The sequence below is a fragment of the Gephyromycinifex aptenodytis genome (genome assembly GCF_012277275.1).
Classification (GTDB): Bacteria; Actinomycetota; Actinomycetes; order Actinomycetales; family Dermatophilaceae; genus Gephyromycinifex; species Gephyromycinifex aptenodytis.
Genome location: NZ_CP051155.1, coordinates 938,033 through 951,260 on the forward strand (window position 1 = coordinate 938,033; position 13,228 = coordinate 951,260).

Here is a 13,228-nt window from a genome sequence, read left to right on the forward strand (position 1 = left end):
GTGCTGGAGGTCGAGGGTCACCGGCGAGCAGGCCCCGCCGCAGCCCTCGCCTGGGTGCGCTGAGTGCTTGGCCGGCGCCATCTGATCTCACACCTGGATGCCGTACACCTTCAGCTTGCGATAGAGGCTGCTGCGCGACATCCCCACCCGGGCGGCAGCCGCGACCCGGTTGCCGCCGACGGCGTTGAGCGCCTCAATGATGGCGTCGCGCTCGGCTGCCTCCAGCACGCTCAGCTGCTTGCGAGGGGCCGTATGGCAATAGGTCGGTAGATCTTCCTCTTGGATCTCCCCAACCGGCCGGATCCGCACCGCGTGCACTAACGCCTCACGCAACTGGGCCACGTTTCGCGGCCACGTATATCGGGCGATCACACGCTGCGCGCCCGGGGAGAGCCGCACCCGCCGATGGGGCGCGACGTCGGCCAAGATTCGCGTGACGATGTGCGGCAGATCCTCGGTTCGGCACCGCAGCGGCGGGACGTTCACGCTCACCTCGAAGTGCCCGATAACAGTGTGAAACGGCAAGTCAGAGTCCAAACTCGCACCGGACAGGGTGGCTGCCACCGAGACCGGAGAACGAGAGCGCTCGATGGCAAGCAGAAGATTGTCCAGACGTTCCACGCCGTCGGTGTCAGCACAGTCGATGTTGCGCACGATGCACAAGGTTCGCGTCACCGCACCGTCCAAGATGGCGTCCAGATCGATCAGCCCATCACTACTCAGTTGATCGGCGTCAATGCAGATGCTGCGTCCCCCGCCGTGTTCAGCGTGGAAAAGCTCAGCAACCAGGGTGAACTTGCCCGATCCGGTCTCCCCCACCACGATGGTCGGGGTCTGCGCGCTCATTGCCTGCTTGAGTTCTTCGCAGGCACGCAGCCACGCCGGTGAGGATCCGCCGGCAATCGGCTCGTGCGGCCGTCGCAGGTCGTCGATCAGCCGACCGGTGCCGGAGTTGGCTACCGCTGCGGAGGGCAAGATCTCATCCGCGAACTCGGCCCTGGCGGCTCGCTTCTCCATGGCGCGACCGCTGCTGCCGACCTCGGTGGCCAGGACCACCACCCCCGCGGTGTCACCACCGGAAAGCAGCCGAGTGCCGCGAATCTGTACTGCGCGGCCGCTGGCAAGGGTCATGACATCGGCGACACGATCCCGGCCGCATAACAAAAACGTGGCATGCTCCCGGATCGCGAGTTGTTCCGCAGGTGAGAACAAACCCTGAGCCGCAGAATTCGCGATGAAGATGGACTCGGCGAAGGCGAAGACCGCTTGCCTTCCGGCTCGGGAATCGACTCGCAGGTAGGTCTCGAAGAGGGCCTGCTGTGACTGTCCGCGGTCCAGAAGCATATTGCGCCCGATATCTTTGGCTGCGCTTTTGACAAGGGTGTGCATGAGCGGATTCCACGAGGGTGCAACGGTGGACAGATCAAGGATCCCCTCCACCCGGCCCGTGAGCGGATCGATGATGGGCGCCCCCGTGCAAGCGAAGGGCTGCAGCGATTCAGTGAAGTGTTCAGGGCCGACAATGGACACCGGTTGACCCGCCTCCAACACGGTGCCGACCCCGTTGGTACCCATCGATCCTTCGGCGTAGTTGAAGCCGGGCGAGAAGCCCACCCGGTCCAACAGCCGCCCCACCGCGGCCGACATGTCGACCCGATTCAGCACTCTTGCATGCTTGTCCGTCAGCGCGATAGCCAACGGCAGATCGGTGCAGTCATTGGCGAGCTGCTCGATCACTGGCGCAGCGCAGCGAGACAGCCGCGAGCCGGTGTCGACATCAGCGCAATCGGCATCGGGGTTCTGGCTGCTCACACCAGCCACGCGACTGCGGACCCAGGAAGCTGCCAGTAGATCCGGCACTCCCGCCGCGCCCGGCAAGCCCGACTCCAGGAAGTCGGCCCGAGCTGCTGCCACCCTCAAGATGCGGTTTTGTGAGTCGGGCACAGTTCAGCTCCTTAGCGATCCACGGCGGGGCGTCGTTGCCTCGTCGGTTCCTACTTTGCGCGGTGGCGGCCGCATCACCAACCCCCTGGAGTGTCCCAACTTGAGACACCCGTATCAGTTAAGACGGCTCCACTGTTAAGGAAGCGCCAGGTGGCCACCACCACCCTGGGCAACGTCGCTTATTTATGCAGCGTGCGGGCGCATGGAGTCCGCGGCACCCCCGGCCGCGGCGAACCATAGGGAGCAGCATGGACACACTCATCAATATCGACAACGGTGGAACGCTCACCGATATCTGCGTCTGGGACGGTGACGAGTTCACCTTCACCAAGACACTGACCACACCCTTCGACCTGTCCCAGTGCCTTTTCGACGGCATCGAAAAAGCCTCCGCCACCATGTATGGGCAGGCCGACCTCGAACGGTTGCTGCACGAAGCAGCCCACATTCGCTACTCCACAACGCAGGGCACCAATGCTCTCGTGGAGCGCAAAGGGCCGCCCATCGGTTTACTCATCGAGGACGAAGCCCTTGTAGAGCAGATGCGTCAGGGCGACCGGTCCACGCAACTCTTCGATGACCTCATCGGTAACAAGGTCGCCCACATCGAGCTGGGCACCGAGAACCTCGAGTTCGACCTTGTCCAGAAGCTGAACAAACTCACGACGGACGGCGCCGCCCGGGTCGTCATTGTCGGGAAGTCCCGCGAGTCCGAGAAGAGCATCAAGCACATCGTGCTGCGTAAGTTTCCCCGGCACCTGCTGGGTTCAGTGCCGGTGCTGTACAGCTGGGACTTCATCGGTGACCGCACCGCTCACCGTCGGGCCTGGTCATGCGTCGTGAACTCTTTCCTGCACCCGACGATGGAAGGCTTCCTGTACGGGGCCCAGCACCGACTCAACACTTTCAAGGTGAGCAATCCGCTCCTGGTCTACCGCAACGACGGCCAGTCCTCCCGGGTAGCCAAGGCCGTAGCTTTGAAGACCTACTCCTCCGGCCCACGCGGTGGGCTCGAAGGGACATTGGCGTTGGCGCGCAGCTACGACCTGCCGCACGTGCTGATGATGGATGTTGGCGGGACGACAACAGATGTCGGCGTCATCGACGAGGAGCGGATCGACACCGATCGTCGTGGCACGGTCGGTGGGGTCCCTATCTCCTTCCCGATGAGCAATGTGCACAGTTTCGGCGTGGGTGGCTCCTCGATCATCGCCCTGGATGGGGACCAGATCACCGTCGGCCCGCGCTCGGTCGGGGCGGCCCCCGGGCCTGCCTGTTTCGGCCTGGGTGGCACCGATCCGACGATTACCGATGTCAACGTGCTGCTGGGGGTGCTTGACCCAGACACCTACCTGGATGGCACGTTCCAGCTGGACCCGGCCCGTTCGCAGGCGGTCATCACCGAGAAGATCGCCGACCCGCTCGGTATCGACCTGCCCACCGCTTTGACGCGGATGGAGCAGGCGTACTTCGAGGCGATGGCACAGTGTCTGCGGGGGGCCAGCCGCGCCGACTCGGTATTGGCAGCATTCGGTGGCGCCGGCCCGATGAGTGCCTGTGGGGCAGCCCGCCTGGCAGGCATCAGCAGGGTTCTCATTCCGCGGATGGCCGCCGTCTTCTCTGCCTTCGGGATCAGTTTTTCCGACATCGGCAAGACGTATGAGGTCGGCGTCCCCGAGCCCACCAGCGTCGCGACCGAGGCCACCCACGACGACATTTATGTTCGGGCCGAGCGGGACATGTTCCAGGAGGGTTACTCCTTGGAGGAGTGCGAACTCCACTGGTACCTATCGGCGGAGACCGAGGACGGGGAGCTGCTGAGTTTCTGCGAATACATTCCCGGCGCTGAGGTTGAGACGTTCGCCCAGGGCAACCGGCTCGCCCTACGCCTGGTCGTCTCCAAGGCTTTGCCGCACCCCTCGTTGGACGCCCACCAGCAAGTACCAGCCGTCGAAGCGGTCAGCTGCGCACAGCGCTCGTTGCGCGACAGCGACGGGGTGAAGCAGGTGCCCGTCTATCTACTGGACGAGCAGCCACCCGGGGCCCAGGCGGAGGGTCCGGCGATTGTCGAAGGGCCGTTCTTCACAGCCCGGCTGCTTCCGGGATGGCGCATGCAGGTAACCGCCACCAGGGACCTCATCTTCACCGACACCCAGGGCTGACGCGCCGCTGCCCCGGTTCACTCCTCAAAGCCTTCACCGAAAGGGAACTCCATGCGCGTCCCTATGACCGAGTACCTCGTCATCGACCTTGAGACCGAACGCTGGACCTGCAGAGTTTGCAGTCAGGACATGGGCGACGCCCATGACACCTACAAGAAAGGCGCGCTGGTTTACAACCGTGATCCGCGCGAGATCCACCAGCCGATCATCGATCCGGAACGATACGAATACACGTTCTCTCCCGACCCGACGTACTGCCGCATCCTGGAGTACTACTGCCCCGGGTGCGCCACGCAGATCGAATGTGAATATCTACCCCCGGGTCACCCGCCGACGATCGACATGCTCATCGACGTCGACGCCCTGCGTGCGCAGTGGGCCGACAGCGGCGCCGATGCCGAGGCAGTGCACGTCTACGGACCAGGCGAAGACGCCCAGAAATACACCGCAGCGCTGAAGTCCATCGGCCACATCCGCTAACGCCGCCTGTCACCTTCACCACCAGGAGTAGCAATGAAGCGAATCTCCGTCGACATCGGCGGCACGTTTACTGACTGTTTCTTCGTCTGGGACGACCAGTACGTCGAAGCAAAAGCCCTGACCACGCACCACAACCTTGCGCTGGGCTTCAACGAAGCACTCGACCTGGCGTGTGGTCGAGCCGGAATCGACCGCGAGACGGTCCTCTCCGAGGTCGACTCGGTGCGTTACGCGACCACGCTAGGCACCAACGCGCTCATCGAGCGCAAAGGCCCGAAGGTCGCGGCGATTGTCACGCACGGCTTCGAAGACATCATTCCGCTCTCTCGCGGACGTGGGTACGGCGAAGGCCTCGACTATTCAATGCAGCAGAACCTACCTGCAGCCGAACGCCCCGAGCCCATCGTGCCCCGCCACCTCATCCGCTCCGTGAAGGAGCGGGTCAACTCGGCAGGGAAGGTCGTCGCCGCGATCGACCCCGACGATGTGCGGCAGGTTGTACGAGAACTGGTCAACGCCGGCGCCGAGGCAGTGGTGGTGTCGCTGACGAACGCCACCGAGAACCCTTCGCATGAACTAGCGATCCAAGAGATCCTGCTGGAGGAGTTCCCCTCACACGAACTGGGCGCTATCCCGGTTCTTTTGGGACACCAGGTCTCAGGGCGAAAAGGCGAGTACGTACGCGCCACCTCGACCATCATCGACGCCTTCCTACACTCCATCATGTTCCACGCCTTGAGCCAGCTCTCGGACAACCTGCGAGGTTCGGGTTACGAGCGACCAATGCTCGTCATCCACAACTCCGGCGGCATGGCGCAGATGAACTCCACCGATGCGCTGCAAACCATCCACTCCGGCCCCATCGCCGGGGTCGGCGCGGCCGAGCACCTGTCCACCGAGACCTCCATCGGGCATGTCATCTCCACCGACATGGGTGGCACTTCCTTCGACATCGGTTTGGTACCCGAGGGCGGGGTCAAGCACTACGACTTCAATCCCACCATCGACCGATGGTTGGTCAGTGTGCCGATGGTGCACCTGGACACCCTGGGCGCCGGCGGCGGCTCGATCGCCAGCTACGACCGGATCCACCACGCCATCAAGATCGGCCCACAATCTGCGGGTTCCAATCCCGGACCCGCCTGCTATGACCGCGGTGGGCTCAAACCCACCGTCACCGACGCCGACCTCTTGTTGGGGTATTTGGACCCTGACAACTACGCGAACGGCTACATCAAGCTCAACCCGAAGCGGGCTCGGTTCGCCATCGAAGAGAACCTCTGCGACGAACTCGACATGGACGTCCTGGAGATCGCCTGGTCCATCAAGGACGGCGTCGATGAGCAGATGGCCATCGGGATCGGCAAAGAACTGCGGGTGCGCGGTTACCTTCCTGAAGACTTCACGATGCTTGCCTACGGCGGGAACGGTCCCCTGCACGCTTGCGGGGTGGCACGCCACGCCGGCATCAAGCGAGTCCTTGCGCCGCCGTTCAGCTCTGTCTTCTCAGCCTGCGGTGCGGGAAACATGCGTCAACTGCACTTCCATGAGCGCGGCGTGCACATCACTCTGTACAACGCCACCACTCGCTCCCTGTACGACAAGTACGACGAGTTCAACTCCGTCGTGGAGGAACTGGAGGCGCGCGGACGCGAGGACCTCGTACGTCAGGGATTCTCCGCCGACGAGGTCTTGCACCGACTCGAACTGGATTTGCGTTACGGCAACCAACTACTCACCCAAGCTGTCGCGCTCGAGCAGATTGACCGCATGAGCGGTGTGCGCGACGTGTTGGACGTCATCAAGACCTTCGGTGATGTCTACAGTCACCGATTCGGTGCCAGTAGCGCCGCCCCCGAGGCGGGCATCCGCTGCAGCACCATCCGGGTGGCCTCATACGTCGAAGGCGACGTCGTGCGCTTCGACCCACTGACCAGTGACGCTGAGCGCACCGTGCCCAACAACGTGGGCCATCGCCCGGTGCACGTGAACAGCTCAGGTGAGGCCATCGAGGTGCCCATCTACGACCAGTCGGTGCTCGTGGAGACGAGCCTCATCCCCGGCCCGGCCATCGTCACCACCGACACCACGACGTTCCTCGTCGAACCCGGTTGGCGACTCGAACCCACGCGCCAAGGCGCCGTGTGGTTCTTGCAGGACTGACCCTTCAGCTTCGAGGAGACAACTATGACCGCCATTGACGAAGGCCAGAGCACGAAGAAGACCTTGACGCCCCAGGAACAACAGTGGGTCGACGAGTTCATGGACGACACAACGCTGTTCCTGGGACCCGACCCGGAGATCATGCGCAGCCACTCGATCGCGCCCCGCACGCAACATGAAGAACAGGTCATGGCCGCCGGGGTCGATCGCCTGCAGGTAGAGCGGATCCGCAAACGCATCGCCGGCGCCTTGGACGAAGGCTACGAGATGTGCGAAGCCCAGGGCGCAGCGCCGGGAGCTAAATGGGGTGACCTCACGACAGCCATCTACACCGCGGCCGGGGATGTGGCTTACCTGTCCTGCCACGGCGTGATCGCATTCAGCGCAATCCTGCATCACCCGATCCGCTACATCATGAAGTACTGGGTGGACGAGCCGACTGTAGGCGTCAATCCCGGCGACGGCTTCATCCACAATGACGCGCGGTTCGGCAACGTGCACAACACGGACCAGTCGATGATCATGCCGATCATCCACGGCGGGGAGATCATCGCGTGGGTAGCGGCCACCATCCACGAAGGAGAGAACGGAGCATGCGAACCCGGCGGGATGCCCTCAGGTTCGGAAACCCCGTTCGATGACGGGCTGCGGATGAGCCCTTTCAAAATCGTGGAGGAGGGCCACCTTCGCCGTGACCTGCTGACATTCCTTCAGCACTCCGTACGGGACCCCAAGCTGCAATTGGCCGACCTTAAAGTCAAGATCACCGCTGTTCGCAAAATCATGGAGCGCATCGACAAGGTGATCGAAGAGGTCGGCGTCGACACCTTCGTCGGCGCGCTGCGGGTAACTGTCGAAGACGTTGATGCCGAGGTGCGACGCCGGATCGGTGAACTTCCAGACGGGGTCTACCGGATGGATCAGTTCATGGATTCCACCTTGAAAGAGAACATTCTCATCAAGATGGCCTGCAAGATCACAGTCAAGGGCAATCACATGACCGTCGATCTACGAGGCTCCGGTCCGGAGATCCTCAACCGCGCCATCAACTCCCCGCTGTGCTCGGTGAAGTCCATGATGATGCAGGCCATCCTCGCTTTCTGGTGGCCAGACCTACCTCGCTGCACCAGCGCGATGAGCTGCATCGACATCATCTCCGATGAGGGCACCTGGTCTGATGCTTCTTATGACGCGCCCATGGGGCAGTCACTGCAGGCCAGTTTCCGCGGCTTCTCGGCCATGCAGGCGCTTTACGGCCGGATGTCTTTCTCGACGCAGAAGAAGTACTCGAATGTCGTGGCAAACTGGTTCAACCAGATCAACACCTTCCTGTGGGGTGGCATCACCCAGCACGGTGACATGGTGGGTAACCTGTGCGCCGACCTCAACGGCATGCCAGGCGGTGCCAAGCCGTTCAAGGATGGGGAGGATGCGGTTTCACCGCTCTTCTGCGCCATGGCAGACACGGCTGAGCAAGAGGTCATGGAAGAAGAAGTCCCCTTCATGCAGTTAGTTTCGAAGCGGCTCGTGCGAGACAACATGGGCTTCGGGAAATTCACTGGCGGCATGGGTTATGAAATGATCGTGGCCGCTGAAGGAAGCCCACAGTGGGGTTTCATGACGGTTACCTCGGGAGCGAAGTTCTCCTCGATCTACGGCATGTACGGCGGCTACGGCTGTGGCACCTATCCCCTGGCCATGGTCAAGGGCGTGAACGTCTATGACTCGTTCCGTAAGGACAACAAGAGTTTCGACCTGTCCATCGAGAAAGTCATGAACGAACAACCCTTCGAGGGCGGTCGCTATTCGACCTACCACATGGGTTTGCAGTTTGACATCGCCAAGGACGGCGAACTGTACATGATCGCTCAAGGAGCTGGCGGTGGTTACGGCGACCCGCTAGAGCGACTACCCGAATCGGTGGTCAAGGACGCCGAGCTCGGACGGATCAGCACCAAAGTCGCTCACGATCTCTTCGGGGTTCACTTCGATCCCAAGACCTTCCGGCTCGACGTCGAGGAGACCAAGAAGGCGCGCGCCGCGGCCCGCGCCGCCCGGTTGGAGCGTGGCAAGCCGTTTGAGGAGTTCTGCGCCGAGTTCGTCACCCCTGAGCCGCCGGCAGATCTGCCCTACTACGGGTCCTGGGGAGACGTGGAAGACATCACCGCCACCGTCTACACCATGGATGGTCCGCAACGAGTGGTGGCACCGCTGAAGGAGCTGCCCATCGTCATGGTCCCGGACCGTCGCGAAGTCAAGATCGGCAAACTCGAAGCCCGCATCGCCGAGCTGGAGATGAAACACAACGAGACGGTGAATCACCGGGCATAGCCCCTGCAGGAGGTGCAGGTGCTGCAGTCGCGCGCTTCTCGGCGGCTGCAGCACCTGTTCCTGAGCAAGCGGTTACCCCTGTGAACCTGCACGACGCCCATCCCTACACCTCGTTCGGAGAGTCATGTCGACCGCACTACACACGCTCTGCTCGGCCCCGCCCAGCGGGCGCTCCCGCCCCCTCCTCATCGACTCAGACGACTACGCCCGCCAGGTGATCCGTCAGGGATCCCCGGTGCCGTGGCTCGATCTGGCCGCTCTCACCAGCCACGTCGGGCAGGTGCAGGCTCTCCTGCGCAGCGACGCGGTGTGGGTGAATATCGGCGCCCTCTACCGTGCCCACCTGGCAGCCGAGCCGGGGTTGGTCAAGGAGATGGGCGTGAAGTCCCGGGCCGGTTTCGCGCTGCGGACGTTACTCGGCCATGACGCGACCACCGCCTCCGTCGTCCACACGTTGAGCACGCTGGCCTCGGCTACCCGCCTGCCGCTTGTCCTGGATCTTCCCTCGCCCGCCCGGTGGCTCGCTGCGGCGCACGCCACTGCCGGGACTGCACTGGAGGAGGTCAGTGAAGACCACGCGGACAGCGCCTCGATGTACATCGCTCAATGGTTGGGGACTCTGGGCGCGATACCGGTCGCGCTGGTGCACCTGGATGCCACCGAGCAGGAGGGCGAAGCTGCGACGGCGGCTGAGTCCTTGTCGACATACACCTCCGTCAGTAATATCACCGACCACTTCGAGTGGGCGCTGGCTCTGCGCCGCGGCACGGAAGTGCACAGCGCACTCAGCGACGTGAGCATCGGAGTCTTGGGCCGGGAATACTGGTCTGGACCGGCGGCTATTCCGTCTGATGATGTGTTGCTCACTCAGTTGCCGGCGCAGGCCACCCCCGAGGTGGTCTTAGCGCAACTTGCGGCGCTACCCAGCTGAGGGGCCCGTTGGCTGGCCAGGCAAGGGGCGCCCCACGCCAGGCCGCTCCCGACTGCCTGGTCCGCCATCTGCTGCGGAGCCGAGCGACACCGGAACATGCTTGAGACTGCCTACACAGTCCGGCTCCCAGCAGAACGGGCGGCTCGCAGCGCGTCTACCGCGCTGTGGGCCGCCCGTCGCCGGATCCGTGTTCTGCGCTCAGTCCTTCTCGCCTCCGGGGGTGTGCCCGTGGCGGCGGCCAGGACGACGCTTGGACTCCCGCAGCTCCACCGGTTCGACGCCGGCGGGGTTGGTGCGGTGCCGCTGGGCGTAATCCAGGTCTTCCGCGCCTGGCTCGACATGGGTCGGGTCGAGAACGCGCTGCAGGAAGGAACGGGTGCGCTCCTCGCTGGGACTGCCGATGACCTTCTCCGGCGGGCCGTCTTCGACGACAGCACCGGCGTCCATGAACACCACCCGGTCGGCCACTTCGCGGGCGAAGGCCATCTCGTGCGTCACGACCATCATCGTCATGCCCTCACGAGCAAGCAGACGCATCACCGAGAGCACGTCCCCGACCAGTTCGGGGTCCAAGGCCGAGGTCGGTTCATCGAACAGCATGAGTTCGGGGTCCATCGACAGCGCCCGAGCGATCGCCACCCGCTGCTGCTGTCCACCGGAGAGTTGAGCCGGGAAGGCATCGCCGCGATCCCCCAGGCCCACCCGCTCCAGGTTGTGCTGGGCTTTGGCGACCGCTTCGGCCTTACTGCGCCCCAGCACCGAAGTCTGAGCCAGCGTGCAGTTCCCCAGCACCGACAGGTGCGGGAACAGGTTGAACTGCTGGAAGACCATCCCGAGCCGGGTGCGGACGGCGTCGATGTCGTGGTCGGGATGGGTGATGTCCTCACCGTCGAGATAGATCGTCCCGGAGGTGGGTGACTCCAAGAGGTTCACACACCGCAGCAAGGTGGATTTGCCAGACCCGGAGGGCCCGATGACGCAGACCACCTCGCCCTTGCGAATGGCCAGGTCGATGCCTTTGAGCACCTCCACATCCCCGAACGATTTATGCAGGTCCTTGATGACGACGACTTCGTCACCCACCTCGGGGATGACATCGCGTGATTCGTTCATGACGCTCACCGGGCCTTCGCATTCTTAGCCTCGAGGCGTCGCACAGCGAACGTCAGAGGCAGGGTGATGATGAGGTAGCACAACCCCGCGATGACCAGCGGGGTGAGGTTGGCCTCGGAATTGGCAAGGTCGCGCCCGTACTTGGTCAGTTCATAGCCGTCCATCGACAGCCCCAGCACATAAACCAGCGAGGAGTCCTTCACCAGCAGGATGAGCTCGTTGGTCAACGGCGGCAGGATGATTCGGAATGCTTGCGGCAGCACGATCTTGCGCATCGCCATGCCGGTGCTCATTCCCAGCGAGCGCGCCGCCTCGACCTGACCCTTGGGCACCGCGAGGATCCCGGCTCGGATCGTCTCTGCCATGTAAGCGCTGGCAACCAGGCCCAAGGCCACCCAGACGGTGCCGTACGGGTCGAACGGGATGACCATGCCGGAGAAGGCCAGCGGCAACAGACCGAAGGCGATGAACACGATCAGGGCAGGCACACCGCGGAAGAACTCGATGTACACCCCGGAAAGAACCCGGTAGGCCGCCACCTGGGATAGCCGCATGAGGGCCAGGACGGTGCCGAACAGCAGACCGAACGCGAACGCCCCGGCCGAATAGATGATGGTGTTGAGAAAGGCACCGATCAGGTTGTTCTGCAAAGTGGTGACGACGAGATCGGGGCGGAAGAACACCGAGGCGACCTGCGGCCAATCCGCGGCACGAATCGCCACGAGGAGCAGCAGGAGCAGGACGGCGTACTGGATCAGGCGGATTCGGGCGGCTCTACGCCGCGGTGAATGCCGCGGGCGAGGTGGACGGGGTGGGGCGCTCTGAGTAGACACGCGGCCTCCAAGGGCATCGGCATGGAACGCGAAGACGCGGCGAGAGACCCGTGAGGGCGACTCCCGCCGCGTTCACGCCGGCAGGCGGTCAGGGGCGGCTGAGGCGGGACAGGACAGCCGAGAACGGGATCAGGAAGCGCTGGCGGAGGCCTGCGGGGTCTCTTCCGCTGCAGGCGCCTGGGTGGTGCCGCCGTCCTGGCTGACCTCAGGGGTGGTGCCGAACCACTTCTTGTAGATCTCGTCGTAGGTGCCGTCGCTCTTGGCTTCCTCGACGGTGCTGTTCACTAGATCGATGATCTTCTTGGCATCCGGGTCGTCCTTCTTGGCCGCGATGCCGTACTCCTCGCCAGTGTTGAACTCGGCGACGACTTCGGTGTCAGGGTTGTCCTTGGCGAAGTCGTACAGCACACCGTTGTCGTTGATCGCGGCGTCGACCCGTCCGGCCTTCACTGCGTTGACCGACAGCGGGAGGTCGTCGAAGACGACGGTGGTGTACCCGTTGGCCTCCTTGTTCTCCTCGCCGTACTTCTGACCGGTGGTGTCGGTCTGCACGCCGAGGTTCTTGCCCTTCAGCTGCGCCAGGTTCGTCAGGCCCGAACCCTTCTTGACCAGGAGTGCCTGGGTGGCGTCGAAGTAGCCCTCCGAGAGCAGCACGCTGTTGGCACGCTCGGGGGTGATCGTCATCCCGGCAGCGCCGACATCGCACTTACCGGCCTGGAAGGCCGTTCCGGACCAGATCTGGTCGAAGGGCACGTCGACGATCTGCTGAGTGACGCCCATCTTCTTGGCCACCAGATCCATGATGTCGACGTCGAAGCCGACGATCTTGCCGCCATCGTTGAACTGGAACGGCTTGTACGCCATGTGCGTGCACACGGTCAGCGTTCCGTCTTTGACGAGCTTGTACTCCGAGGCGGAGCCGGTCGCGGCGGCGTCGCTGTCGGCGGGCTTGTCGCCACCGCCGCAACCGGCGAGGACCAGCGCGCCGACCGCGGCGGTGATGACAGGGATTAGACGGACACGTGACAGGGACATCGATACTCCTGGGGTGGGGCGAACTTTCTTTTCACCTTCACACTGCCACGGCAGGTAGCGCGCCCCTCGTTCACCACTCGTGACCTCCGGCGCGCCGGACGGTCGTCTCACTGCGCTGACCGGTCGAACCTGCCCAGGGGACGGCCCGCCCACGGCATTCGCGGCAGCTACTGCAGCTCTTGGAGGCTGGCCGGAGCCTGCGGACGACGCACCCGCTGTGGCTGGCGATGACGGCC

At 63.6% G+C, this 13,228-nt stretch carries 9 protein-coding genes; 5 read left to right on the top strand and 4 right to left on the bottom strand.

Annotated features, from left to right (window positions below):
• Positions 1-87: 87 nt before the first annotated feature.
• Positions 88-1,944 carry a sigma-54-dependent Fis family transcriptional regulator gene (locus tag G9V96_RS03955; protein WP_168581868.1) on the bottom strand — a complete coding sequence of 619 codons (1,857 nt, stop codon included), beginning with the start codon at positions 1,942-1,944 and terminating at the stop codon, positions 88-90.
• A gap of 248 nt (positions 1,945-2,192) precedes the next feature.
• On the opposite strand from G9V96_RS03955, the gene G9V96_RS03960 reads away from it, so the two are divergent.
• The 5 genes from G9V96_RS03960 (at position 2,193) to G9V96_RS03980 (ending at position 10,011) form a co-directional block, all read left to right on the top strand.
• Positions 2,193-4,106, top strand: coding sequence for a hydantoinase/oxoprolinase family protein (locus G9V96_RS03960; RefSeq protein WP_168581869.1), 1,914 nt, complete (start codon positions 2,193-2,195; stop codon positions 4,104-4,106).
• 51 nt (positions 4,107-4,157) lie between these two features.
• Complete coding sequence (locus G9V96_RS03965) at positions 4,158-4,586, top strand: acetone carboxylase subunit gamma (RefSeq protein WP_168581870.1); 429 nt, start codon at positions 4,158-4,160, stop codon at positions 4,584-4,586.
• Between the two features lie 33 nt (positions 4,587-4,619).
• Positions 4,620-6,749: a hydantoinase/oxoprolinase family protein gene (locus tag G9V96_RS03970; RefSeq protein WP_168581871.1), complete on the top strand. Its 2,130-nt coding sequence runs from the start codon at positions 4,620-4,622 to the stop codon at positions 6,747-6,749.
• Between the two features lie 24 nt (positions 6,750-6,773).
• Positions 6,774-9,080, top strand: a complete 2,307-nt coding sequence (locus G9V96_RS03975; protein WP_168581872.1) for a hydantoinase B/oxoprolinase family protein — start codon at positions 6,774-6,776, stop codon at positions 9,078-9,080.
• Positions 9,081-9,204: 124 nt separating this feature from the next.
• Positions 9,205-10,011, top strand: a complete 807-nt coding sequence (locus tag G9V96_RS03980; RefSeq protein ID WP_168581873.1) for a hypothetical protein — start codon at positions 9,205-9,207, stop codon at positions 10,009-10,011.
• Positions 10,012-10,209: 198 nt separating this feature from the next.
• On the opposite strand, the gene G9V96_RS03985 is transcribed toward G9V96_RS03980, so the two are convergent.
• The 3 genes from G9V96_RS03985 to G9V96_RS03995 form a co-directional block, all read right to left on the bottom strand.
• Positions 10,210-11,124 (bottom strand): amino acid ABC transporter ATP-binding protein, encoded by a 915-nt coding sequence (locus tag G9V96_RS03985; protein ID WP_168581874.1) that lies wholly within the window; start codon positions 11,122-11,124, stop codon positions 10,210-10,212.
• A gap of 5 nt (positions 11,125-11,129) precedes the next feature.
• The gene (locus G9V96_RS03990; protein ID WP_226913461.1) at positions 11,130-11,957 is read right to left on the bottom strand and encodes an amino acid ABC transporter permease; all 828 of its coding nucleotides are present in this window, start codon (positions 11,955-11,957) and stop codon (positions 11,130-11,132) included.
• A gap of 129 nt (positions 11,958-12,086) precedes the next feature.
• Positions 12,087-12,992 carry a transporter substrate-binding domain-containing protein gene (locus G9V96_RS03995; RefSeq protein ID WP_168581875.1) on the bottom strand — a complete coding sequence of 302 codons (906 nt, stop codon included), beginning with the start codon at positions 12,990-12,992 and terminating at the stop codon, positions 12,087-12,089.
• Positions 12,993-13,228: the final 236 nt, after the last annotated feature.

Excerpts from the sequence above, each read along its gene's own strand:
- G9V96_RS03960 (WP_168581869.1), top strand. The coding sequence starts at position 2,193 with ATGGACACACTCATCAATATCGACAACGGTGGAACGCTCACCGATATC.
- G9V96_RS03965 (WP_168581870.1), top strand. The coding sequence starts at position 4,158 with ATGCGCGTCCCTATGACCGAGTACCTCGTCATCGACCTTGAGACCGAA.
- G9V96_RS03970 (WP_168581871.1), top strand. The coding sequence starts at position 4,620 with ATGAAGCGAATCTCCGTCGACATCGGCGGCACGTTTACTGACTGTTTC.
- G9V96_RS03975 (WP_168581872.1), top strand. The coding sequence starts at position 6,774 with ATGACCGCCATTGACGAAGGCCAGAGCACGAAGAAGACCTTGACGCCC.
- G9V96_RS03980 (WP_168581873.1), top strand. The coding sequence starts at position 9,205 with ATGTCGACCGCACTACACACGCTCTGCTCGGCCCCGCCCAGCGGGCGC.
- G9V96_RS03985 (WP_168581874.1), bottom strand. The coding sequence starts at position 11,124 with ATGAACGAATCACGCGATGTCATCCCCGAGGTGGGTGACGAAGTCGTC.
- G9V96_RS03995 (WP_168581875.1), bottom strand. The coding sequence starts at position 12,992 with ATGTCCCTGTCACGTGTCCGTCTAATCCCTGTCATCACCGCCGCGGTC.